We start from the raw sequence: 21,991 nt of genomic DNA, 5'->3' as shown, positions 1-21,991 counted from the left end.
GCGCGGTGTTGGCTGGACCTCAGATTAGGGGATCGACAGGGGGCATGCGTGCGCTCAAGGTCATGCATACGCGTGCGCATGGTTGGCGCCGGCACGGGCTTGCGGCGCTTTGTGCAATACGAATCGGTACAGCTTCGCTATGATTGAAGCCTTGTTCGCGTCCGCCATCCCCGAGCGGTACGCCCTTGTCATCGCAGGAGCCCCCATGGCCGATCTCAAAGAAGCCCTTGTCCCCGATATCGGTCATGCCGACGTACCCGTCATCGAAGTGCTGGTGAAAGCCGGCGACCGTGTGGAGAAGGAGCAGAGCCTGATCACGCTGGAGTCGGACAAGGCCACCATGGAAGTTCCCGCGCCGTTCGCTGGCACGGTGAAGGAAGTGAAGCTCAAGGTGGGCGACGAAGTGTCCGAGGGCGCGGTGATCGCGATCATCGAGACCGATGGCGCCGTCGCTGCACCTGCCGCCGAGGCACCGAAAACCGCCGCACCGGCTCCAGCGCCTGCAAAGGCTGCCGTGCCGCCGCCGGTCGAGGTGAAGCCTGCGCCGATCGCCGGACAGGGCGTGCAGCCGGGCAACGCACCGGAAGGCGACGTGGCCCCCGCGGCGCGTCCGCCGCTCGACGCCAGCATCGTGATGCCGGGCGACGCGCCGTATGCCAGCCCGGCGATCCGCGCATTTGCGCGCGAACTGGGCGTGGACATTCAGCAGGTGAAGGGCAGCGGTCGCGGTGGCCGCATCCAGCGCGAGGACGTCAGCGCGTATGTGAAGCATGCGCTCGCCTCCGGCGCTCGTCCGGTCGCCGGCGCATCCGCCTCGGTCGGCGGACTCAATCTGCTGCCATGGCCGAAGGTCGACTTTGCCAAGTTCGGCGAGATCGAGGAAAAGCCGCTCTCGCGCATCCAGAAGATTTCCGGTGCCAACCTCGCGCGCAACTGGGCGATGATCCCGCACGTCACCCAGCACGAGGATGCCGACATCACCGAGCTGGAGGCGTTCCGCAAGAAGCTCGGCGAAGAGAACAAGGAGCTCAAGGTCACCCCCCTGGTGTTCCAGATGAAGGCGGTGGTGGCGGCGCTGAAGCAGTTCCCGCAGTTCAACGCCTCGCTCGACGAGACCGGCGAGAAGCTGATCCTCAAGAAGTATTTCCATATCGGCATCGCGGTGGATACACCCGACGGCCTGGTGGTGCCGGTGATCCGCGACGTCGACAAGAAGGGCCTGCTCGACCTGGCCCGCGAACTCGGCGAGATTTCGAAGAAGGCGCGCGACAAGAAGCTCGGCCCGGCCGAGATGTCCGGCGGCTGCTTCTCGATCAGCTCACTGGGCGGTATCGGTGGTACCGCGTTCACGCCGATCGTCAACGCGCCCGAAGTGGCCATCCTCGGTGTTTCCAAGGCAGCGACCAAGCCGGTGTGGAACGGCAAGGAATTCGCGCCGCGGCTGGTTCTTCCATTGTCCCTGTCCTATGACCATCGCGTGATCGACGGCGCGCTCGCCGCGCGCTTCGCGTCCTTCCTCGCCACCCAGCTCGGCGACATCCGCCGCCTGCTGCTCTGACCGGGAGAGACGACGATGGCCAACACGATCGAAATCAAGGTTCCCGACATCGGCGGTCACGACAACGTGCCGGTGATCGAAGTACTGGTGAAAGCCGGCGACACCGTGGCGAAGGAACAGAGCCTGATCACGCTGGAGTCGGACAAGGCGACGATGGAGATTCCTTCCAGCGCCGCCGGCGTGATCAAGGAGCTCAAGCTCAAGGTGGGCGATGAAGTTTCCGAAGGTGCGGTGATCGCGGTGCTGGAAGTGGCCGGTGATGCCGCAACGCCCAAGGCCGAGGCTCCGCAAGCGGAAGCGCCCAAGGCTGCTGCGCCTGCTGCTGTCGCTCCGGCTCCGGCCAAGCCTGCGCCGGCTCCATCGGCGGCGAGCGCCTCAGGACGCAAGGCCGATATCGAATGCAAGCTGGTCGTGCTCGGCTCCGGCCCCGGCGGCTATACCGCCGCGTTCCGTGCCGCGGATCTCGGCGTCGACACCGTACTGGTGGAGCGCTATGCCACGCTCGGCGGCGTCTGCCTCAATGTGGGCTGCATCCCGTCAAAGGCGCTGCTGCACGCGGCCGCGGTGATCGACGAGGCTGCCGCGATGGCCTCGCACGGCGTCAGTTTCGGAGCGCCGAAGATCGACATCGACAAGCTTCGCGGTTTCAAGGACAAGGTGGTCGGCCAGCTCACGGGCGGCCTCCGCTCGATGGCGAAGCAGCGCAAGGTGCGGACGCTCGAAGGCGCGGGCATGTTCGTATCGCCGAACGAAATGGAAGTCCAGACCAGGGATGGCGTGAAGCTGATCCGTTTCGAAAACGCGATCATCGCCGCCGGTTCGCAGTCGGTGAAGCTGCCCGCCTTCCCGTGGGACGACGAGCGCATCGTCGACTCCACCGGTGCGCTGGAACTGAAGGACGTGCCGAAGACCTTGCTGGTCGTGGGCGGCGGCATCATCGGCCTGGAAATGGCGACGGTGTACGGCGCGCTTGGCAGCGAAGTGACCGTGGTCGAGTTCATGGACCAGCTCATCCCCGGCGCCGATGCCGACCTGATCAAGCCGCTGGCCAAGCGTCTCGGCGGCAAGCTCAAGGGCGTGCACCTGAAGACCAAGGTGGTCCAGGCGAAGGCGACCAAGAAGGGCATCGAGGTCAGCTACGAAGGCGACAGCATCCCGGCGAGCACGCTGTTTGATCGCGTGCTGGTGTCGGTGGGTCGTTCGCCGAACGGCGGCAAGATCGGCGCCGACAAGGCTGGCGTTGCGGTGACCGAGCGTGGCTTCATCAACGTCGACGCGCAGATGCGCACCAACGTGCCGCACATCTTCGCGATCGGCGACCTGGTCGGTCAGCCGATGCTGGCGCACAAGGCCACGCATGAGGCGCGCGTGGCGGCGGAAGTCGTGGCCGGCATGAAGAGCTATTTCGATGCGCGGGTGATCCCGTCCGTGGCCTTCACCGATCCGGAAGTGGCATGGGTCGGCGTGACCGAGCGCGAGGCGAAGGAAAAGGGCTTGAAGATCGGCGTGGGCAAGTTCCCGTGGGTGGCCAGCGGCCGCGCGATCGGCATCGATCGCACCGAAGGCTTCACCAAGCTGATCTTCGACGAGGAAACCCATCGCGTGGTCGGCGGCGGCATCGTCGGCGTGCATGCGGGCGACCTGATTGCCGAGATCACGCATGCGATCGAGATGGGCAGCGAAGCGGCCGACATCGGCCTCACCATCCATCCGCATCCCACGCTGAGCGAATCGGTCGGCATGGCGGCGGAAGTGTACGAAGGCACGATTACCGACCTGTACCTGCCGAAGAAAAAGTGAGTCGCACCGTCGTAGTGAAATAAATGCAGGGTCGCTCCGGAGGAATCGTGATGCGTCTTTCGAAGATCCGGATCGCTACTGCCGCCGCCCTGCTGGTGGGGCTGGCGGCCGCGACGAATGTCAGTGCGGATGTCGGCCGGGGCGATCGCTACTCAGGTAAACCCTGGGCCTCGCGCTCGCCGGTGCTGGCCCAGCACGGCATGGCGGCGACCGAGCAGCCGCTGGCCTCGCAGATCGCGATCGACATCCTCAAGAAGGGCGGCAGCGCGGTGGATGCCGCGATCGCGGCGAATGCGGCGCTCGGCCTGATGGAGCCGGTGTTGAACGGCATCGGCGGCGACTGCTTCGTGATCGTGTGGGATCCGAAAACGCACAAGCTCTACGGCTATAACGGTTCCGGTCCGTCAGCGAAGGGCCGCGACCTGGCGAAGATGCAGGCCGAGGTGAAGGCGGCCTATCTCAAGGCCGGCCTGCCGGCGGAGGATCACATTCCTGCCGTCGGCTCGCTGCCGATCACCGTGCCGGGCACGGTCGATACCTGGGGTGCGCTGCACGACAAGTTCGGCAAGCTCTCGCTGGCCGACGACCTGGCGCCGGCGATCGGCTATGCGCAGAAGGGTTTCCCGGTCACCCAGCTGGTTGCCAAGTACTGGAAGAGCAACATGGCGGCGTTCGACCGGTGGCACGGGCTGATCGAGGAAAGCGCGAATGCGCGCCACACTTATCTGATCGACGGCCACACGCCAGCCGAAGGCGAGGTGTTCCGCAATCCCGACCTGGCCCGCACGCTGACGCTGATCGCGCAGGGTGGCCGCGATGCGTTCTACAAGGGCGCGATTGCGCACACCATGGACGCCTACTTCAAGCGCATCGGCGGCGACCTGCGCTACGAGGATTTTGCCGGCTTCCACGGCGAGTGGGTGACACCGCAATCGGTGAACTACCACGGCTACGACGTCTACGAACTGCCGCCGAACGGGCAGGGCTTCGCCGCGCTGGAAATGCTGCAGCTGCTCAAGGGCTTCGACCTGAAGAAGATGGGCGTGGGCAGCGCCGATGCACTCACCACCATGCTGGAAGCCAAGCGCCTCGCCTACGAAGATCTGGCCAGGTACTACGCCGATCCGCGCTTCGTCGACGTGCCGATGAAGGGTCTGTTGTCCAAGGGTTACGCCGACCAGCGGCGCAAGCTGATCGATCCCGGGCACGCCAATCCGGATATCGGACCCGGCGATCCGAAGCTGTTCAACGGCGACACCACTTATTTCACCACCGCCGACAAGGACGGCATGATGGTGTCGATCATCCAGTCCAACTACCGCGGCATGGGTTCGGGCCTGGTCGCCGACGGCCTGGGCTTCATGTTCCAGGATCGCGGCGAGCTGTATTCGCTCAAGCCCGGCGCGGCGAATGTCTACGCCGCCGGCAAGCGACCGTTCCACACCATCATCCCCGGCTTCGTGATGAAGGACGGCGTACCGTACATGGCGTTCGGCCTGATGGGCGGCGACATGCAGCCGCAAGGCCACATCCAGGTGCTGACCAACATGATCGACTACGGCATGAACGTGCAGGATGCCGGCGATGCCGCGCGCTGGCGTCACTACGGCAACGCCGAACCCACTGGCGAAGCGTCGCAGGGCATCGGTACGGTGGAGATGGAGTCGGGCTTCGACCCCGCGGTGAAGGCTGAACTGGCCAGGCGCGGCTACAAGGTCGTGCCGGGCACCGGCAACTTCGGTGGTTACGAGGCGATCATGTTCGACGCCAAACAGCACGTGTACTGGGGCGCCACCGAGATGCGCAAGGATGGCGAGGTGATCGGGTATTGAGGTGACGTGTGCAAAGTGCTGGCTAGGCATGGTCTGAATAATTCGTCATCCCAGCGAAAGCTGGGATCCAGTGCCGCTGCAATTCGCCGAAGACACTAGATTCCAGCTTCCGCTGGAATGACGGCGAAGACTTATTCGGACCACCTTTGACTGGATTTGATCAAAAGATCACTGCTGGTATCGGCAACTGTTCCGGCGAATGGGCAAATAGAAACGCCAGCTTCTTCTCTCGCGGCAACTGCTTGATCGCCCACTCCGCACGCGAAGCACTGGCGCGATCCGGATAGCTGCGAAAGCCCAGCAACCGCAACGGCGGGTTGGCGCGGGTGTAGCGAGCGCCGCGTCCGGCCACGTGTGCGGCGTAGCGTGCGTCGAGGCGATTGGTGATGCCGGCGTAATAGCTGCCATTGCGGCATTCGATCAGGTACAGGCACCAGCTGCCGTCCGCTTCTACCGGTTGTGCCTGCGCATTCAATACGGCGTACCGTCCAGCCGTTCGCGCTTCAGGGCACGGGCATACCAGAGGAATTCGTCGAGGAAGCGATCGAGCGTGTGCGTGACATGTTCGTTCTGCGCGTGGCCGTCTTCGTCGAGCGATGAAGCGATACGCGGAATTGCGCACTCGCTGGGAACGCTCGGCATGCCCAGTTCGGCCAGCGTGGCACGCAGGGCGACGGCCGCGCGCACGCCACCGAACTGGCCGGCGGAATAGCAGACGATGCCGGACGGTCGCCAGAAATACTCTTCGAGGAAATGATCGAGCAGGTTCTTCATCGCCGGCGGGATGCCGTGGTTGTATTCGCCGCTGACGATCAGGAAGCCGTCGACGCGGCGATACAGCGTGGCCAGGTTCTCCAGCATTTCGGGTGCCGTACCTGGTGCATATTCCTTGTACATGCGGTCGAGCAGGGGCAATCGCACTTCCATCGGATCGACCAGGACTGCCTCATGGCCGCGCGTTGCTAGCGCCTGCATCACCAGCTTCGCTGCGCGTATGCCCATTCGTGCATGACGCACCGAGCCGAGCAGGACGGCAATCGACAGCGGCTGATTCTTGATGGTCATGCTCGATTCGCTGGTTTGTCTTGCAGGACAATTCCTCGCCACCAGATTACTCTGACGCGATCACATCACGAAGAACGAGGTCGTCATGTCACTGATGGTATGTGTCGCCGGCGCCACCGGCTGGGCCGGCTCCGAACTGGCCCGCGGTATCGCTGCAGCCGATGATCTGACGCTGGTCGCCGCGGTGGCACGCAAGCACGCCGGGCAGCAGCTCGGCGAGGTGCTGGTCGAGTCGCGACTGGCGACGCCAATCTTTGCCAGCGCGGCCGAAGCGTTGACGCAGCCCTGCGACGTCTTCGTCGAATACACGAGGCCCGACAGCGCGAAGGCGAACATCCTTGCCGCACTGGAACACGGCGCGCATGTGGTGGTCGGCACGTCGGGCCTCACCGACGAGGATTACGCGCAGATCGATGCGCTGGCGCGCGAACGGCAGCGTGGCGTGCTGGCCTGCGGCAACTTCGCGTTGACCGCGGTGCTGCTGATCAAGTTTGCCGAGATGGCGGCGAAGCTGATCCCGCAATGGGAGATCATCGACTACGCCTCGGCCGGCAAGCCGGATGCGCCCAGCGGCACCGTGCGCGAACTGGCCGGGCGGCTGGGCAAGGTGCGCCAGCCGACGCTGGAGGTGCCGTTGGAGCAGACCATCGGCGTGCGCGAGACGCGTGGCGGCACGCTGGCCGGCAGCCAGGTGCATGCGCTGCGCCTGCCGGGTTTCGTGATCGGGGTCGAGACGATCTTCGGCATGCCGGACCAGACGTTGAGCCTGCGCCATAACGCCGGCAGCAGCGCGAAGCCTTATGTCGGCGGCGCGTTGCTGGCGATCCGCAAGGTGCCGGGGCTGGTTGGCTTGCACCGCGGACTGGATGCAGTGCTGGATCTTTGAGTGGAGTGATCGGCCGGCGCATATCTCAGGTGTCAGTCGCGCCCATGCCTGTGCTGCTGCCACGAGCCCAGCAGCCACGACATGCCGATGCAACCGGCGAAAGCCAGCAGCCAGCGGATGGCCGATGGATCGGGCGCGGGTAGTGTCGCGCTGATCGAGGGCAGCCACGCGTTGCCGTAGATCACTGTCGCCCAGCCGCCGGCCAGCACGAAGGCGATGACGAGCGAGATCGTCAGGGCAAGTTCGAAGCGGGTGCCGGAAGTCGGTTTGGCCGTCATGCCTGCGCCGGCCAAGGTGGCCACGTGCCGGGCGAAATCGGATGGCAGGGATTCCTGCGGCGGTTGCCGCAATGCACGCGCCAGCATGCGATAGCGCAAGGCTTTTGTATCATCGCCTGCGGGATCGAGGTGCAGGCGCTCGCGCCGCATGGCGCGTTCCTGCGCCAGCCATTCGCGTTCGCGGGCCGGGTCGTCGAAGGGCGGGATGGTGTCGTCGATGTCGTGGTTCATGCTGCAACTCCGGTCCGGGCTTCGAGTGCGCCGCGCAGGCGCAGTCGTGACCGGAACAAGTGGCTCTTGATGGTGCCGCTGGCCAGCCCGGTGATCCGGGCAATTTCGGGTATCGTGATTTCCTCGAGGTAATACAACGTCAGCACCGTGCGCTGCAATGGCGGCAGCGTCTCGATGGCGGCATGCAGGTGCTGCATGGTTTCCTCGTCGGCACAGGCGGCTTCGAGGTCGAAGCCGTCACCGATGTTTTCCACCAGCGCATAGTCATCGCCGTCGTCGGTGTTTTCGAGCAGCGGGATGCGCTTGTGCTGCAGATGACGCAGCGCGATCGTGTAGGCCACGCGTCCGATCCACGATTTCAACGCGCTCTCGTAACGATACTGGTGCAGGCACTGATGTACCCGCAGAAAGGTGTCCTGGCACAGCTCGCGCGCGTCCTCGGGGTGGCGCACCATCCGGTGGATGATGTGCCAGCACAGGCCCTGATACTCGCGGACCAGGCGCTCGAACGCACCCGGCCGGTTGGCCAGCACGGCGTCGACCAGTTCGCGGTCCGGGCTGCTGCGGATGTCTTCCATGCCGCAAGGGATACGCGCATCGCCCCAATGGTTGCAAGTGGATGGCTGCAACCGTCGCGAGGGTGGCCGTATCTATGGTCTCGACAGCCAGTCATTTCGCCATCAACCCAAGGAGAGCCCCATGAATTTCGGCGATTTCATCCCGATCAGCCTGTTCATCTGCATTGCCTACTCGATCAAGGTCTGCGTCGACGCCATGGTGCGCCGGCACATGGTCAATGCCGGCGGTTCCGAGGATCTGGTCAATTCGATCCTGCGCGACGAGGCTCTGCGTCGGCGCAACTCCTCGTTGCGCTGGGGCATCGTGCTGGTCTCGGTCGCAGTCGGCTTCGGCCTGATCCAGTGGTTCAACTGGCAGGAAGTCACCCCCGGCCTCGTCGCCGTGCTGGCTGGCGCCACCGGCCTGGGCAACCTGGCGTTCTTCGCGATCTCGCGGCGGCTCAGCTGAGTTGCGTCCGACGCGCCGTGCATCGGCGGGTCGGGCTCGCCACCCTCGGCAGGTGCTCCCCCCACGACCGCGTTGGAAGGAAAGCTACTGTGCAACCCAAAATCCCGGTCATCTTGCTTGCGTTGTGCGCATGCCTCATTTCCATGTCCGCGGTTGCCCAGGCGTCTTCATTCCGGTTCCTGGAAAAGCCGGGTCCGTATCCGGTAGGGCTGAAGGTGGTGAATCAATACGATCACTCCCGCAGCTTCCCTTCGGCGCCCAAGAGCCCGGGAAAGCCGTCCATCAAGGATGGTGCCCGCCCGTTGCAAACCCTGATCTGGTATCCGGCGCTGAAAAGCCAAGCCAAACCGATGACTGTTGGGGATTATGTCCGGCTGGCCGACACGGAGATCCAGTTCAATGCCCCGGATGAAAAAGACAATCGGTGGCGCTCACTGTTGAAGACGTCCTTCGATACCCCGCTGTTGGCGGTATGGGAAGCGAAAGTATCAGAAGGTCATTATCCGGTTCTGATTTATGCGCCCAGCGATTCTTCTGTTTCCTGGGAGAACGCTGATCTGTGCGAGTACCTGGCCAGTCACGGTTACGTGGTTCTGGCGAGTCCGTCGATGGGCGTGTCGACGCGCGACATGACGGACGATCTGGGCGGGATCAACGCGCAGGCCGGCGATATCTCGTTTCTCATTACGTTTGCCAGAACGCTTCCCGATGCGGATCTATCCCGGGTCGCCGTGGTGAGCTGGAGCTGGGGAGGCATATCGAGCCTGTTTGCCGCGGCACGGGATTCCCGCATCGGTGCCCTGGCAGAGATGGACGGCAGCATGCGTTATTTTCCCGGACTCGTGAAGAAAGCCGGTGATGTTCATGCCGAGCGGATGGACATTCCGCTTGCTTTCTTCACGTCGGAATACCCGAACTTTCTGGAAGATTTCGAGAAATATCATGACGGTCCTCCAGCGGACAGGGTGGGACCAAACATTCTGAACGCCTGGACGCACGGTGATCTCTTCACCGTCAACATGGTGGGCATGGCGCACGGGGAATTCAGCTCCATGTTTCGACGCAGGAAGAGTGCGCAGCGCTTTGCCGAAGATCAGGTGGCCGACTACGGACAGGATGACGCCAACACGAGTTACGCCTGGGTCGCGCGCTACACGATGAATTTCCTCGACACTTACCTGAAACACGATGCTGCCGCGGCAGCCTTTCTGAAGAGAACCCCGGCCGAAAACGGCGTCCCCAGGCACTTCATGGCGGCAAGTTTTCGTGCTGCCCAGAACAGCGCGTCTCCATCCGGTACCAGCACGGTGTCAGGCCCCTGAGGGGTTGCGCATGGAATGCCTGCCAGGCAGGAGAATATAGTGCTGCCAACGAGACCGGTTGAGCCTGTCAGAGTCGCCTGGTCGCCTTGCACACCACGGGAAGTTGCCATCATGCATGCCAGCGGCACGTTCGAAGTGAAGATGATCCCGCAGCCGGCCGAAGAGAGTGTCGGCGATGCCAGCATCGGCCGGATGGCGCTGGACAAGCAGTATCACGGCGACCTTGCGGCGACCGGCAAGGGCCAGATGCTGGCCACCCGCACCGCGATCGAGGGTTCGGCCGGCTATGTCGCGCTGGAGCGGGTCAGCGGCACGCTGCATGGACGCAGCGGCGCGTTCGCGCTGCAGCACAGCGGCATCATGACGCGCGGTACGCCGCAATTGATCATCACGGTGGTGCCCGATTCGGGCAGCGATGAGCTGCAGGGGCTGGCCGGCACACTGGCGATCACGATCACCGGCGGCCAGCATTTCTACGATTTCGAGTACACGCTGCCCGCTGCGGACTGAGCGAACATGGAGGCGTCAGCCCGGCGCGGTTCGGTTACTGGCCCGCGGCCGTTTCGTCCGGCACGGCATCGACGAGATGTTTCTCCAGTTCCTGCAGGTTGTTCTTCAGGCTGGTGTTGGTCGTATTCAGCTGCTGCAGTGTGTAGAGAAATGCCTGGGGATCGACGTCGTGGTCCAGGTCGAGGTCGGTCTTGAAATTGATCACCCTGGGCATGTCCAGCATCAGCATGCTGTCGTGCTGCACCCAGTCGTTCAATTCACGCTGGGCTGCGTAGGCGGCGGAATACCTCTTCAGGCTGGCCGGTTCGATCCAGCTCACCGACTGATTCGCCACAGCCACATCCCAGGCTGACGAAGGCAGGCTTGGCCAATTCAGATTGAGCAGGAAACCCGCTTTTTGTGCACGGATGTGCTGGTTGATGGTGGCAGCCGGCAGGCCGCTTTTCAGGTCGGCGATGACCGTGGCGTCGAGCTTCCCGACAGCCTGCAGGGTCGCGTCGTTCCGCCGCAGCGAATCGCGTGTCTCGGCAAGATTGTGGCGCAGCTCGGCCGTCATCTGCCGGCTCGCCGCCTCCGCTGCATGTGTGTGGTGTGCATGCTCGATCCATGCCTCCAGTCCCAGCGCGGTGAGGATGCTGAGCACGATCATCAGGTAGTGCTTGACGAAGTCCTTCATCGACTGGATGCGGACATTGGGTAATTCGAGGTGCATCGTGTACTCCACTGGTGGCAGTTCGCGCGCGGCGCAGCGTAGCGGATTTGTGATCGGCAATTGAAGTGCACGCATGCCGCGAGCGGCCGGACTCATTCCGTGGCGATGTCGAAGAGATCGCTCTGAGCCTGATAACTGTCCTGCTCCACGAAGCCGGCCAACCCCACGCCCACAAGCCGGTAGCGGCTGTCGACAGGACGTTCCACGCGTTCGCGCAACGCACAGGCGATGTCGGCCAGTTCGGTCGCCGACTGCGGGCGTGCGGCGGGAGTGAGACTGCGCGTGAGCGTGTGGAAATCCGATGTCTTCAGCTTCAGCACGACGGTGCGTGCCACACGACCCTGCTCGCGCTGGTGGCCGGCCCAGGCCTTCTCGGCGAGCCGGCGGATGTGCGGTTCGAGTTCTTCCAGCAGCAGGTCGTGTTCGAAGGTGTCCTCGGCGGAAACCTGCAAGGTCGGTCGTTCGGGCTGCACCGCATGTTCGTCGATGCCGCGCGCCAGTTCATGCAGGCGCCGGCCCCAGCGACCGAAGCGCTGCTCCAGTTCCGCCAGCGCATGCGCGCGCAGTTCGCCGACCGTGTTGATGCCGAGCACGGCAAGTTTTGCCTCCATCACTTTGCCGACGCCGGGCAGGCGGCCGACCGGCAGTGGTGTGAGGAACACCTCGACCTGCTGCGGGCGGATCACGAACAGACCGTTCGGCTTGTTCCAGTCCGAGGCGATCTTGGCCAGGAACTTGTTGGGCGCCACCCCGGCCGATGCAGTGAGTTGCGTTTCTTCGCGGATCGCGGCGCGGATCGCCTCGGCGGTGGCCGTGGCCGAAGGCAGGCCGGTCTTCGTCACGGTCACGTCGAGATAGGCCTCGTCCAGCGACAGTGGCTCGATCAGCTCGGTATGCCGCGCGAAGATCTCGCGCACCTGACGGGATACGGCCTTGTAGCGCACGAAATCCGGCGGCACGAACACCAGCTGCGGGCACAGCCGCTCCGCGCGGATCGCCGGCATCGCCGAACGCACGCCGAACACGCGTGCCTCGTAGCTCGCCGCGCACACCACCGAGCGTGCGCCACGCCATGCCACCGCCACCGGCTTGCCGCGCAACGACGGGTCGTCGCGCTGCTCCACCGATGCGTAGAACGCGTCCATGTCGATATGCAGGATTTTGCGGGACAAGGCGGGCACGTGGTGGATCGAGGGGGTGGCTCCGATTCTAGAGCCTGCGCGCCTGCCTGCGTTGCGCGGGCAGGCATGCAGGCTCCAGCCATTCACGTGGAGCCTGGGTCGGTCTGCACGTATACCCATGCACGCCGACCGGAGGCGAGCGTGACGCGGGTGCGCCGGTAATCGTCGACCTCGTAGGCATCGGCGTGTGCGAGTTCGTCCGGCGTGATGCACAGCACCGTGCCCTTCACGGTGTGGGTCGGATCGCCGGTGTGATGGATGATGGGATGGTGCGTGGCACCGCTGGTGGCGATCACCTGCGTGTCACGGATCTCCAGCATCGTGCAGTGGTAGCCGCGCAGCTCATCCGGCTTGCCCGGCAGCGGGCGTCCGAACGTCGCGAGCTGGACGGCTTCGTCCTGCAGCGTGCCGTAGGAGAACAGGTTTTCGCTGGCTTGCGCTGTGCCGGACATCATGGACTCCTCAGCCTGACTCGGTTTGCCGCTCATGGATGCGGGCCAGCCGCACGGCGATCTGCATCGCAAGGCTTTCGGCCGCCGCTGGCCGCACGGCGAGATGCAGGAACGGCTCGATCAGCTCCAGTTCCATGATCAGGAACTGGCCGGCGCAGATCACGCCGTCGACGCGCACGTACGCGTGATCGCCATGCCCGATCTCGGCGACCGCGGCCAGCGCACGTTCGGCGGCGGCCAGTGTCGCTGCGCTCGGCAGGACCGGTTCGGCGCTGCCACCGTATTCGCCCTGCACGCGGTAGTCGCCGGATGCCGGGTACTTGATCACGGCGTGGCTGAATTTTCCGGCGAAATACAGCAGCGACCACTCGCCGTCGGTGACGATTTCCGGCACGAACGGCTGCACCAGGTAGTCGTATTCGAGCGGCAGCTGCGCCACGGCCTGGGCGAAGGCCTCGTCGCCGACGATGCCTCGCAGCGTATGCCAGGCGCCGCCGCTGACCGTTGGCTTGATCACCACCTGCCGGCCTTGCATATCCGCCAGCATGTCGCGCAGCTCGCGCCCACCGGCAAGCCGGGTGGGGATGATGCCGACACCGTGCTGTGCCAGTTCGAGCAGGTAGCGCTTGTCGCTGTTCCAGCGCAGCAGCTGGCTGTCGTTGATCGTGGGAATGCCCAGTTGATCGAGCCGATCCAGCCACTGCAGGAACGACGCGTAATGTTTGAAGTAATCCCAGGTGGTACGGATCAGCACGGCATCGAACGTCGACCAGTCGATGTCCGGGTCATTCCATACGCAGACGACCGGTTGGATGCCGAGGTATTCCAGCGATGCGGCAAGACCGGCATCGTCGGGCTGGACGGACGGGTAATCCGCGGATGTGGCAAGGGCGAGCCGGCGAGCGGCGGCGTGAGTGGACATGGCGACACCTCCAATCAATGGAAAGGGCGCCCTTGCGATGGAGTCGCATGCCGAGCGTGGCGGATAAGCATCCGCTGCAGCACCCCTCGACAACGATGGCGCAGCGAATGGTCGCTGCACGACAAACCGGCAGCCTGTGGCGCGCTGCCGTCGATAGTGTTTCGGCGTGGCTGGCGATTGTCAATTTGCCGGAGGGCAGCCGCTCCCCTGCACTGATCGGCGAAACATGTGCATGCCATGCGGTACTGGCCGAACCACCGCCCACAATGGCAAGGTAGTGCCCATGCTGACCGAACCCGCCAATGCCTATGCCCGTCGCCTGAATACCTGGGACGCCGCGATGATCGTCATCGGCGGTGTGATCGGGGCGGGCATCTTCCGCACGCCAGCCACCGTCGCCGAGCGCACCAGCTCGGGCCTGCCACTGCTGGTGCTGTGGGCGCTGGGCGGTCTGCTCACGCTGGCCGGGGTGCTGTGCTATGCGGAGCTGGGGTCACGTCGACCGCATGCGGGTGGCATCTACCTCTATCTGCGCGAGGCGTTCGGCGTGTTGCCGGCGTTCCTGTTCGGCTGGACGATGGCGCTGATCAACTACCCCGGCAGCGTGGCGGCGGTGGCCACCACGTTCGCCGATTACTTCTGCAGCGCGGTCGGCTTGCCGGATCTGTGGATCAAACCGTCGGCGGTGGGCGCGATCGTGTTCATCGTGGGAGTGAACCTGTTTGGCATCCGTGCCGGCGCGTTGATGCAGAACATTTTCGCGGTGCTGAAGCTGGCGGCGATCGCACTGCTGGTCGTGGCGGGGCTGGTGCTGGCACATGGGCATCTGGGTGGTGTGCTGGCGGTGGATAGGGTGCATCCGGTGGCTGACGGCGCTTTTGTGGGCGCACTGCTGCCGGTGCTGTTCACCTACGGCGGCTTCCACTACCTCAACGACCTGGCTGGCGAGGTGCGCAATCCGCAGCGCACGTTGCCGCGTGCGCTGGCGTTGGGCATGGTGGGTGTCGTGCTGTGCTACGTGCTGGCCAACGTGGCCTATCTCGCCGGGCTGGGCCATGCCGGGCTGGCCGCCAGCCAGGCACCAGCGGCGGACCTGATGAGCCGGCTGTTCGGCGCCGGTGGCGCCAGGTTGATGGCGGTGGGAATCGCCTGCTCCACCTTCGGCTATTGCAGTATCGCCATCGCCGGCGGCGCACGCGTGCTGCAGACGATGGGCGCGGACGGCCTGCTGTTTCGCGCGGTGGGCTACATCGATCCGCGCACGCGCGCGCCACAGATCGCGCTGGTTCTGCTGGGCGTGTGGACCGTGGTGCTCGTGCTGTGGGGCAGCTTCGGCCAGCTGGTGGACTACACCACGGTGGGCGAATGGCTGGGCCATGCGTTCGGCATCGGCACGCTGTTCTGGTATCGCTGGAAGTTTGTAGACGAGCCGGCACCGTATCGCGTGCCGCTGTTTCCGCTGCTGCCGCTGGTGTTCGTGGTCACCGTGCTGTGCGTGATTGCCGCCACCGCGATCGCGAAGCCCGCCGACGCGGGCATGAGCCTGGCGATCATCGCGCTGGGTGTGCCGGTTTATTACGGCTGGCAGCGCTGGACGCGCAGGCATCCCTGATCCCTGGCGGGAGTTCATGGTCCCATGCAAGTCTCGTGCGGGCTTTCGATGGATGGTTCAAACCACGCCTGATGAAGAGTAAAGGCGGCGCTCCCGCTGGTGGCCTTTGCGGGAGCTGCTTCAGCCGCGACGCTGTGGCCGGCAATAAAACGGGAGTCGTCGGGGCTGAGGCCTCCCGCAGGTTTGACACGAAGGATGGTTGCTGATGAGACGTCTTGCACTGATCTGGTTGTGTCTTTGCGGGCTGAGCGCCTGCCATGCGGCGTCACCCGGGGTGATCGACCTGGCCGGTTCCGATGCCGCATCACGTATCACGCTTGACCGGGTGCAGCGAATCGGTTCTGCCGAGCACGCCAGCATCGGCGTGACGCAGCAACGGTATGCGTTCCAGGCGGCGGCGCATCCACAGATCGTCATCACACCCGCCAGCGGAACGTGGGACTGGTCATCGCGTGGCGAACTGCGCGTTGGCGTGCAGAACGCCATGCCATGGGCGGTGACGCTCGATATCGATATCGACGGTGCCGGCGCGGGCCAGCATCTGCATGCGACGGTCGGCCTGCCGCCCGGATCACCGCAGGCGTTGGTGATCCCACTCCATGCCGTGTCTCCGCGCGCGTTCGGCATGCAGGTCGGGCCGCCGATGCCGTTCGACGATGCCGGCCACAGCACCTTGCTGGCAACCACGGTGGAAGGCACGCTGGACCTGCACCAGGTGCATGCCGTGCGCATTGGCATGCCCGCGCCGCAGGCGGCACAGACTGTGTTGCTGGGGCGCGTCGAGACGGCCGCCGGTGAGGCGGCCTTGCACGATGCCTATGCCGGCATCGTCGATCGCTACGGGCAGTACACGCGTGGGCACTGGCCGGAGAAAGTCGATTCGGACGAGGCCTTGCGTGCGGCACAGGCGAAGGCTGGCGCGATCCAGGTCAGTGAACTGCCGAAGGATCGGGATCGCTATGGCGGACGTCTGGATGTCCACGGCCTGGATCGGACCGGCTGGTTCCACACCCAGAAACTGGGCGGCCGCTGGTGGCTGGTGACGCCGGACGGCCATGCGTTCTTCTCGCTTGGCGTCAACGCCGTGGTCGCCGACGGCAGCCGCAGCTATGTCGAAGGTCGCGAGTTCATGTTCAGGGACTTGCCGCCGGACAGCGGCGAGTGGGCACCGTTCTACGGCAGCGGCGATAGCCGCCGGGCCGATCAGGGCGCCAGCACAGGTATCGGCTACAACCACGGGCGCTGGTTCGATTTCTACGCGGCGAATCTGTATCGCGTCGACGGCAAAAACTGGCTGGCCGCATGGCGCACACGCACGCTGGATCGCCTGCGTGCCTGGGGCTTCAACACTGTCGGCAACTGGAGCGACGATGCGTTGGGAGCGGTGCACCGGCTGCCGTATACGCGCTCGATCAATATCGCGGGCAACTATGCGAACGTCGCCAGCGGCTACGACTACTGGGGCCGCATGCCCGACCCGTTCGACCCGCGCTTTGTGCAGGCCGCCGAACAGGCTGTGGTGAAAGCAACCGCGAACGTGCGTGACGATCCATGGCTGCTCGGCTACTTCGCCGACAACGAGCTGGCCTGGGCGGGCCAGGGGCCGCAGGGTCGCTGGGGACTGGCGACCGGTACCTTGCGTGGCGATGCGAACAGCCCGGCCAAACAGGCGTTCATCGCCATGCTGAAGAAAAAATACAGCGACCCGATCAAGCTGGGTGGTGCGTGGAATCTTCCGCTGGCGTCGTGGGACGCGCTGGAGGCGCCGGGGTTTGTGCCGCCGAATCCGGACGAGGCGCATCCGGCGATTGCCGAGGATTACAGCGCGTGGCTACGCGAATATGCCGACACCTATTTCCGCGTGGTCGCCGAGGCGATCCACCGCCATGATCCGCACCATCTGTTCCTTGGTGGCCGCTTCGCGGTGAACACGCCGGAAGCTGTCGCCGCCTGCGCGCAGTACTGCGATGTGGTCAGCTTCAACGTGTACGCGGACCTGCCGCAGCACGGCTTCGATGCGGCAGCGATGCACGAGCTCGACAAGCCGGTGCTGATCAGCGAATTCCACTTCGGCTCGGACGACCGCGGTCCGTTCGGCAAGGGCGTGGTGTCGGTGTGGAACGAGCAGCAGCGTGGCGAGGCGTATGCGCGCTTCGTCGCTGCCGCTGCCAGCGACCCGGATATGGTCGGCGCACACTGGTTCCAGTACACCGATCAGCCGGTGACCGGCCGCCTGCTCGATGGCGAGAACAGCCATATCGGGTTGGTGGGGATTACCGATATCCCGTTCGATGGCTTTGCCGAAGCGGTGCGTCAGGCGAATGCACGGGTTCTGTTGTCGCGATGAGCGGCAGCGGCGTACTGGCTGACATGCCTGTGGCCTGCCGCATGCGCGTCAACGCCAGCAGCAGCGCGATCACCGCGGCAAGGGCAGCCAGTTCCAGCGGCATGGCAAAGCCGTGCCGCTGCGCCAGACTGGCGGCCACCAGGGGTCCCACGATCTGGCCGATGCCGAAAGCGGTGGTCAGTGCACCGATCAATCGGGTGGGGTCGCGCGGTGCCAGCCGGGTCGCCTCGCGCATCGCGAACATCACTACCGGCGTGATCGCCGCGCCGAGCAGTATGGTGCCCAACACCAGGCCGCCCAGCTGTGGCCAGTACAGGCACAGCAGGGTACCCAGCAGCATCGACAGGCAGCAGCCGGCCAGCCCCGAGTAGTTGCTGCGCGGCGCAGGCAGGGCGCCCAGCAGCATCGTCACCGCCACGGTGGCCACGCCGTACAGCGGCCAGAACCACTCGCGTAGCGCGGGCAGGTGCAGCTGCGCATCGGCGATCAGCGGCAGGAAGGTCGCCGGGATCACGTAGCTGAAGCCGAACAGGCCGTAGATAGCCACCAGCGGCCACGCCGGCCCGTGTCCGCCCGCAGGTGTCGGGGTCGGCGCCGCGGTGGCGTGACGTGGCGCATCCAGCGTGCGCCATACCAGAGCGGTCGCCAGCGCGCTGGCTGCGCCAAAGATCAGCCACCAGCGGGCCGAACCCAGGCCTGACCCGTGCAGTGCAGCCACCAGTACGCCGCTGACCACGATGCCCATGCCCGGGCCGCTGTACAGCAGCGCTTCCAGCCCGACACGTCCATGCGCACGCAGGTGTGCCATGTACCAGGCGATGCCGTGCACCATCAGCATGGCGGCGGCCATGCCGGCCACGAAACGGCACAGCAGCCACACAGGCAGCGAAGGCACGAACCCCATGCCCAGCGTGCCCAGCGCCACCATCAGCATGCCGATGCGCAGCATGGCGCGCTGAGGCATCGCCAGTGCCGTGCACAACAGGGCGCCCAGCAGGTAGCCGAAGTTGTTGATCGAGGCCAGCCAGCCTCCGCTGATCAGGCTCAGCCCGGCATCGGCCTGCATCAGGGGCAGCAGCGGCGTAAGCAGAAAACGGCCGATGCCCAGCGCGAGGGCCAGTACGGTCATGCCGGCAATGGCGAGATGAATGGGGGGCCGCATAAAGCCTCCGGTACGAACGGAATGCGCCCATGCTAGGCTTGCCGATTCATCGTATAAAGCGAATAATTTAGAATATACCAATCGGAAAAAACGATCATGGACCTGCGTGAACTGGAAACCTTTCAGGCCGTGGTGGCGTCAGGTGGCATCGGTCGTGCAGCGGCGCGACTGCACCGTGCGCAATCCAGCATCACCAGCCGCATCCACCAGCTGGAAGCATCGCTGGGTGTGGAATTGTTCCACCGTGAAGGTCAGCGCCTGCGCCTCACCGCACAGGGCGAGGAGCTGGTCGACTACGCGCGCCGCATGCTGGAGCTGGCCGAGCAGGCGCGCGTGGCCGTGCGCAGCGGCGAAACCGGCGGTCGTCTGCGTCTGGGTTCGATGGAGAGCGTGGCAGCCAGCCGGCTGCCCTATCCGCTGGCCGAGTTCCACCGCCGCCATCCGCACATCTGGGTGAATCTGCAGACAGCCTCCTCGCGCGGGCTGGTGGCGGAGGTGCAGGCCGGCGCACTGGATGCGGCGATCGTGGGCGACGAGGTGGACGACGAGCGTTTCCGCAGCGTGCCGCTATACGTGGAGGAGCTGGTGCTGGTGGCGGCGCGCGACAGCGTAATGCTGCAGAACCCGAAGCGGATGGCCGACGGTACCGTACTGGTGTATCACAGCCAGGGCTGTGTCTACCGGCGCCGGCTGGAGCAATGGCTGGACGCGCAGCGCATCGTGCCCGCGCGGATGCTGGAATTCGCCTCGTATCACGGGATCTTCGCCGCGGCTGCGGCCGGCGTGGGAGTGAGTTTGGTGCCGCGCTCGGTACTGGAAGTTTTTCCGCAGCGCGATGCATTGTCCATCCGCGAAATACCGGCGCGCCAGGCGCGCATCCAGACCGCGCTGGTCATGCTTCGCACCAAGCACTTGCCCGTATTGACGCGGCTGGAGGAATGCCTGCGCGAGGATGCCGCAGCCACGCGCGGCAAGCCGCGACAACAGTCCCGGCGCACCGCGGCGTAAGTATCGTGGCAGCTCGACCGCATGCCGTTTGACCCTCACGCAACGTGAGGCCGCAGACTGTCGCCTCCCGCAACGGAGGAGAGGATGCATGAGCAACGGTGATTCAAGCGATAGCCATGGCCGGGAATCAGCCATCCTTGCGATCGCGATCGCGCCGTCGATGCTCGCCCTCGGCCAGCACCTTGTAGCGATTGAGTGACTGCAGCCACAGTGCGTTGTGGCTGGCATCGCTCTCGTGCGTGGCCTCGTTCTCGCTCTTCGTATCGGGAACGCGGTTGAACGGGATGCGCATCGGCGCGGCATCGTGTTCCAGCGCCAGCTGCATGCTGCCGAAGTAGACCTTGTTGTAGCCGAACTTCGCGTTGATGCGGTCGACCAATGCATCAACAAGGCCAGTGTCCCCGGCCGGTGCGAACAACGAGCCGCTGCTCTGTGCGCGCGGCACCAGCCGCAGCAGGGTCACGCTGACCGACAGCGGTATGGCATTTGCCGGGCCGGGCAGCGGGCGTCGTCGGTTGCCGCTGTCCAGCACGCCGTTCAGCAGCCGCAGCAGTTCGCGGCTGTCGTCGGTGGGGTCGAAGGCGAGGTCGCGTTCCCAGCGTTGCTCATGGCCGATGAAGCGGATGCGTACCGCCAGCGCACCGCTGAGCATTTCTTCCCGACGCATACGCATCGCAGCCTTCACCAGCAGTTTCTTCAGCACCGCGCGCGCGCCGACGGCCGTGCGCAGTTCCGGGCCCAGCACGTGCGAATGGCCGATCGAGCCGCGTTCGGTGGGCGCGGTCGGCAACCAGGCGCCGCGCAGCAGGCCCCACATGCGCTCGCCTTCGATGCCGCCCCAGGCATGCCGCAGCCGATGCTTGTCGGCGGCGGTGAGCTGGGCCACGGTGGTGATGCCGGCTTCGTGCAGGCGCGCTTCCATCGAGTGGCCGATGCCGCACAGGTCGCGCAGTTCCAGTCCGTGCAAGGCGTGCGGCAGGTCGGCCAGCTCGATCACGGTGAGGCCGTCGGGCTTGCGCATGTCCGACGCGGTCTTGGCCAGGAAGTCGTTCGGTGCGATGCCGATCGAGCAGCGGATCGCGTCGCCGGGTGCGGCCAGTGCGATTTCGTTCTTCACCTGTTGCGCGATCTCTTCGGCGACATCGCGCCGACGCTGGCGGCCGACCAGTTCGCAGGCCACCTCGTCGATCGAGCCGACGCGGGCGATCGGAATGGCGTGGTCGATCGCCTCGATCAGGCGGTGGTGCCAGTACACGTAGCGCTCCGGCCGTGCGACGCGGATCTGGATATCGGGGCACAGCCGTCGCGCATCCCGGACCAGGGTGCCTGTGCCGACACCGAACATTTTCGCCTCGTAGCTGGCGGCGATCAGGCTGGTGGTTTCGGCGGCCACCGGTGCCACGCCGACCGGCCGTCCGCGCAAGGTCGGCTCCTCGTGTTGCTCGACCGAGGCGAAGTAGCTGTTGAAGTCGACGAACAGGCTGCGCAGGCTCATGGGACATCTCGTAAGCGGTCCGATGATATAGCGCACCCGGATCTCGCGCGGGGAGACGGCGTTGCTGCCGGTCGCATCGGGATCGGCTAGGCTGGCGGCATCGTACCGCGCGGGGGCGTGGTGCGTTGCTGCATCAAGGGGGAGGGGATTTATGGGTACTTCGTTGTTCGACGCATTGGCCAATGTGGGGATGCTTGGCAGTTTCGTCCTGTGCGTCATCGACCTGTTGCTGGGCGCGCTGCTGCTGTGCCTGGCGTTCCGCATTGTGGTCGGCTACGTGCCGTCGTACACGCGCTCGATCGCTGTGCTCGCGTTGACCTTGGTGGCGATGGCGGCAGCGGTGGTCGTCTCGGGCATGCTGCTGCCGGACGACACGTATCGCCTGCCGACCGTCGTGGCAGTGGGTTTCATGGTCGGTGCCTGGGCGGTGGACCGTCTGCTGATGTCTCGAACCGGCGGTCGTCTCGGCTACACCAGGGCCGGCCTGGTGCAACTGGTCTTCATGGTGGCCGGCTTTGTGCTGGTCATGATCTTCAGCGCCATCATGCACGGCATGCATTGAGTGGCCGTGGCATCCGCCGGCGGCGCTTCG

General features: G+C 65.1%; 21 protein-coding genes and 1 riboswitch. Of the genes, 11 read left to right on the top strand and 10 right to left on the bottom strand.

Annotated elements, in window-relative coordinates; all coding sequences use genetic code 11:
- The first annotated feature begins 31 nt into the window (after positions 1–31).
- The 3 genes from aceF to ACYVKM_RS02615 are packed head-to-tail and all read left to right on the top strand — an operon-like array spanning position 32 to position 5,190.
- Entirely contained in the window at positions 32–1,558 is a 1,527-nt protein-coding gene (gene aceF / locus ACYVKM_RS02625) for a dihydrolipoyllysine-residue acetyltransferase (protein ID WP_460876500.1), read from the top strand.
- A 15-nt stretch (positions 1,559–1,573) separates the two neighbouring features.
- Complete coding sequence (lpdA, locus tag ACYVKM_RS02620; RefSeq protein ID WP_460875518.1) at positions 1,574–3,358, top strand: dihydrolipoyl dehydrogenase; 1,785 nt, start codon at positions 1,574–1,576, stop codon at positions 3,356–3,358.
- A 50-nt stretch (positions 3,359–3,408) separates the two neighbouring features.
- Entirely contained in the window at positions 3,409–5,190 is a 1,782-nt protein-coding gene (locus ACYVKM_RS02615) for a gamma-glutamyltransferase family protein (protein ID WP_460875517.1), read from the top strand.
- 160 nt (positions 5,191–5,350) lie between these two features.
- Here the strand turns inward: ACYVKM_RS02615 and ACYVKM_RS02610 are convergent, their stop codons facing one another.
- A complete protein-coding gene (locus tag ACYVKM_RS02610) occupies positions 5,351–5,665 on the bottom strand; it encodes a GIY-YIG nuclease family protein (protein WP_460875515.1) in 315 nt (104 codons plus the stop codon).
- Positions 5,662–6,255, bottom strand: coding sequence for an NADPH-dependent FMN reductase (locus tag ACYVKM_RS02605; RefSeq protein WP_460875513.1), 594 nt, complete (start codon positions 6,253–6,255; stop codon positions 5,662–5,664). The genes ACYVKM_RS02610 and ACYVKM_RS02605 overlap by 4 nt, the downstream gene beginning before the upstream one ends.
- An 85-nt stretch (positions 6,256–6,340) precedes the next feature.
- On the opposite strand from ACYVKM_RS02605, the gene dapB reads away from it, so the two are divergent.
- Complete coding sequence (gene dapB, locus ACYVKM_RS02600) at positions 6,341–7,141, top strand: 4-hydroxy-tetrahydrodipicolinate reductase (protein ID WP_460875512.1); 801 nt, start codon at positions 6,341–6,343, stop codon at positions 7,139–7,141.
- Between the two features lie 32 nt (positions 7,142–7,173).
- On the opposite strand, the gene ACYVKM_RS02595 is transcribed toward dapB, so the two are convergent.
- Positions 7,174–7,650: a hypothetical protein gene (locus ACYVKM_RS02595; protein ID WP_460875510.1), complete on the bottom strand. Its 477-nt coding sequence runs from the start codon at positions 7,648–7,650 to the stop codon at positions 7,174–7,176.
- Positions 7,647–8,228: an RNA polymerase sigma factor gene (locus ACYVKM_RS02590; RefSeq protein WP_460875508.1), complete on the bottom strand. Its 582-nt coding sequence runs from the start codon at positions 8,226–8,228 to the stop codon at positions 7,647–7,649. Before ACYVKM_RS02590 ends, ACYVKM_RS02595 begins: the two co-directional genes overlap by 4 nt.
- Before the next feature lie 121 nt (positions 8,229–8,349).
- Here ACYVKM_RS02590 and ACYVKM_RS02585 point away from each other — a divergent pair, with 121 nt between their 5' ends.
- The 3 genes from ACYVKM_RS02585 to ACYVKM_RS02575 all read left to right on the top strand — a co-directional run bounded on the left by ACYVKM_RS02585 (position 8,350) and on the right by ACYVKM_RS02575 (position 10,508).
- Complete coding sequence (locus ACYVKM_RS02585; RefSeq protein WP_077442826.1) at positions 8,350–8,676, top strand: hypothetical protein; 327 nt, start codon at positions 8,350–8,352, stop codon at positions 8,674–8,676.
- A gap of 89 nt (positions 8,677–8,765) precedes the next feature.
- A complete protein-coding gene (locus ACYVKM_RS02580) occupies positions 8,766–9,998 on the top strand; it encodes a hypothetical protein (RefSeq protein WP_460875507.1) in 1,233 nt (410 codons plus the stop codon).
- Between the two features lie 111 nt (positions 9,999–10,109).
- Positions 10,110–10,508 (top strand): DUF3224 domain-containing protein, encoded by a 399-nt coding sequence (locus tag ACYVKM_RS02575; RefSeq protein WP_460875506.1) that lies wholly within the window; start codon positions 10,110–10,112, stop codon positions 10,506–10,508.
- Positions 10,509–10,542: 34 nt separating this feature from the next.
- Here the strand turns inward: ACYVKM_RS02575 and ACYVKM_RS02570 are convergent, their stop codons facing one another.
- From ACYVKM_RS02570 to ACYVKM_RS02555, 4 genes are all read right to left on the bottom strand, one after another.
- Positions 10,543–11,220, bottom strand: coding sequence for a hypothetical protein (locus tag ACYVKM_RS02570; RefSeq protein ID WP_460875504.1), 678 nt, complete (start codon positions 11,218–11,220; stop codon positions 10,543–10,545).
- A gap of 92 nt (positions 11,221–11,312) precedes the next feature.
- Complete coding sequence (gene dinB, locus ACYVKM_RS02565) at positions 11,313–12,401, bottom strand: DNA polymerase IV (protein WP_460875503.1); 1,089 nt, start codon at positions 12,399–12,401, stop codon at positions 11,313–11,315.
- Between the two features lie 83 nt (positions 12,402–12,484).
- The gene (locus ACYVKM_RS02560; RefSeq protein WP_460875501.1) at positions 12,485–12,853 is read right to left on the bottom strand and encodes a gamma-glutamylcyclotransferase family protein; all 369 of its coding nucleotides are present in this window, start codon (positions 12,851–12,853) and stop codon (positions 12,485–12,487) included.
- A gap of 10 nt (positions 12,854–12,863) precedes the next feature.
- Positions 12,864–13,775 carry an ATP-grasp domain-containing protein gene (locus ACYVKM_RS02555; RefSeq protein ID WP_460875499.1) on the bottom strand — a complete coding sequence of 304 codons (912 nt, stop codon included), beginning with the start codon at positions 13,773–13,775 and terminating at the stop codon, positions 12,864–12,866.
- Positions 13,776–13,792: 17 nt separating this feature from the next.
- A riboswitch (S-adenosyl-L-homocysteine riboswitch) is annotated at positions 13,793–13,869 on the bottom strand.
- Positions 13,870–14,058: 189 nt separating this feature from the next.
- Here ACYVKM_RS02555 and ACYVKM_RS02550 point away from each other — a divergent pair.
- Together ACYVKM_RS02550 and ACYVKM_RS02545 are read left to right on the top strand one after the other, a co-directional pair.
- Positions 14,059–15,387: an APC family permease gene (locus tag ACYVKM_RS02550; RefSeq protein ID WP_460875498.1), complete on the top strand. Its 1,329-nt coding sequence runs from the start codon at positions 14,059–14,061 to the stop codon at positions 15,385–15,387.
- A gap of 205 nt (positions 15,388–15,592) precedes the next feature.
- The gene (locus ACYVKM_RS02545; protein ID WP_460875496.1) at positions 15,593–17,734 is read left to right on the top strand and encodes a beta-agarase; all 2,142 of its coding nucleotides are present in this window, start codon (positions 15,593–15,595) and stop codon (positions 17,732–17,734) included.
- Here ACYVKM_RS02545 and ACYVKM_RS02540 read toward each other — a convergent pair.
- Entirely contained in the window at positions 17,661–18,896 is a 1,236-nt protein-coding gene (locus ACYVKM_RS02540) for a YbfB/YjiJ family MFS transporter (RefSeq protein ID WP_460875494.1), read from the bottom strand. The two genes, ACYVKM_RS02545 and ACYVKM_RS02540, sit on opposite strands and share 74 nt — an antisense overlap.
- A 96-nt stretch (positions 18,897–18,992) precedes the next feature.
- Here ACYVKM_RS02540 and ACYVKM_RS02535 point away from each other — a divergent pair, with 96 nt between their 5' ends.
- Positions 18,993–19,904: a LysR substrate-binding domain-containing protein gene (locus ACYVKM_RS02535; protein ID WP_460875493.1), complete on the top strand. Its 912-nt coding sequence runs from the start codon at positions 18,993–18,995 to the stop codon at positions 19,902–19,904.
- Between the two features lie 127 nt (positions 19,905–20,031).
- Here ACYVKM_RS02535 and ACYVKM_RS02530 read toward each other — a convergent pair whose 3' ends face one another.
- Positions 20,032–21,399, bottom strand: coding sequence for a DNA polymerase Y family protein (locus ACYVKM_RS02530; protein ID WP_460875491.1), 1,368 nt, complete (start codon positions 21,397–21,399; stop codon positions 20,032–20,034).
- 151 nt (positions 21,400–21,550) lie between these two features.
- Between ACYVKM_RS02530 and ACYVKM_RS02525 the strand changes: the two genes are divergently transcribed.
- Complete coding sequence (locus ACYVKM_RS02525) at positions 21,551–21,961, top strand: hypothetical protein (RefSeq protein WP_460875489.1); 411 nt, start codon at positions 21,551–21,553, stop codon at positions 21,959–21,961.
- Positions 21,962–21,991: the final 30 nt, after the last annotated feature.

It is taken from the genome of Rhodanobacter koreensis, from assembly GCF_054782855.1.
The sequence above is the reverse complement of the archived record's forward strand: the minus strand, read 5'-3'. Positions and strand labels throughout refer to the sequence as shown.

What these genes read in the sequence shown, in the direction of transcription:
- lpdA (WP_460875518.1), top strand. Translation starts at nt 1,574, where the DNA reads ATGGCCAACACGATCGAAATCAAGGTTCCCGACATCGGCGGTCACGAC.
- ACYVKM_RS02615 (WP_460875517.1), top strand. Translation starts at nt 3,409, where the DNA reads ATGCGTCTTTCGAAGATCCGGATCGCTACTGCCGCCGCCCTGCTGGTG.
- ACYVKM_RS02605 (WP_460875513.1), bottom strand. Translation starts at nt 6,255, where the DNA reads ATGACCATCAAGAATCAGCCGCTGTCGATTGCCGTCCTGCTCGGCTCG.
- dapB (WP_460875512.1), top strand. Translation starts at nt 6,341, where the DNA reads ATGTCACTGATGGTATGTGTCGCCGGCGCCACCGGCTGGGCCGGCTCC.
- ACYVKM_RS02595 (WP_460875510.1), bottom strand. Translation starts at nt 7,650, where the DNA reads ATGAACCACGACATCGACGACACCATCCCGCCCTTCGACGACCCGGCC.
- ACYVKM_RS02590 (WP_460875508.1), bottom strand. Translation starts at nt 8,228, where the DNA reads ATGGAAGACATCCGCAGCAGCCCGGACCGCGAACTGGTCGACGCCGTG.
- ACYVKM_RS02585 (WP_077442826.1), top strand. Translation starts at nt 8,350, where the DNA reads ATGAATTTCGGCGATTTCATCCCGATCAGCCTGTTCATCTGCATTGCC.
- ACYVKM_RS02575 (WP_460875506.1), top strand. Translation starts at nt 10,110, where the DNA reads ATGCATGCCAGCGGCACGTTCGAAGTGAAGATGATCCCGCAGCCGGCC.
- ACYVKM_RS02570 (WP_460875504.1), bottom strand. Translation starts at nt 11,220, where the DNA reads ATGCACCTCGAATTACCCAATGTCCGCATCCAGTCGATGAAGGACTTC.
- ACYVKM_RS02560 (WP_460875501.1), bottom strand. Translation starts at nt 12,853, where the DNA reads ATGTCCGGCACAGCGCAAGCCAGCGAAAACCTGTTCTCCTACGGCACG.
- ACYVKM_RS02555 (WP_460875499.1), bottom strand. Translation starts at nt 13,775, where the DNA reads ATGTCCACTCACGCCGCCGCTCGCCGGCTCGCCCTTGCCACATCCGCG.
- ACYVKM_RS02550 (WP_460875498.1), top strand. Translation starts at nt 14,059, where the DNA reads ATGCTGACCGAACCCGCCAATGCCTATGCCCGTCGCCTGAATACCTGG.
- ACYVKM_RS02545 (WP_460875496.1), top strand. Translation starts at nt 15,593, where the DNA reads ATGAGACGTCTTGCACTGATCTGGTTGTGTCTTTGCGGGCTGAGCGCC.
- ACYVKM_RS02540 (WP_460875494.1), bottom strand. Translation starts at nt 18,896, where the DNA reads ATGCGGCCCCCCATTCATCTCGCCATTGCCGGCATGACCGTACTGGCC.
- ACYVKM_RS02535 (WP_460875493.1), top strand. Translation starts at nt 18,993, where the DNA reads ATGGACCTGCGTGAACTGGAAACCTTTCAGGCCGTGGTGGCGTCAGGT.
- ACYVKM_RS02530 (WP_460875491.1), bottom strand. Translation starts at nt 21,399, where the DNA reads ATGAGCCTGCGCAGCCTGTTCGTCGACTTCAACAGCTACTTCGCCTCG.
- ACYVKM_RS02525 (WP_460875489.1), top strand. Translation starts at nt 21,551, where the DNA reads ATGGGTACTTCGTTGTTCGACGCATTGGCCAATGTGGGGATGCTTGGC.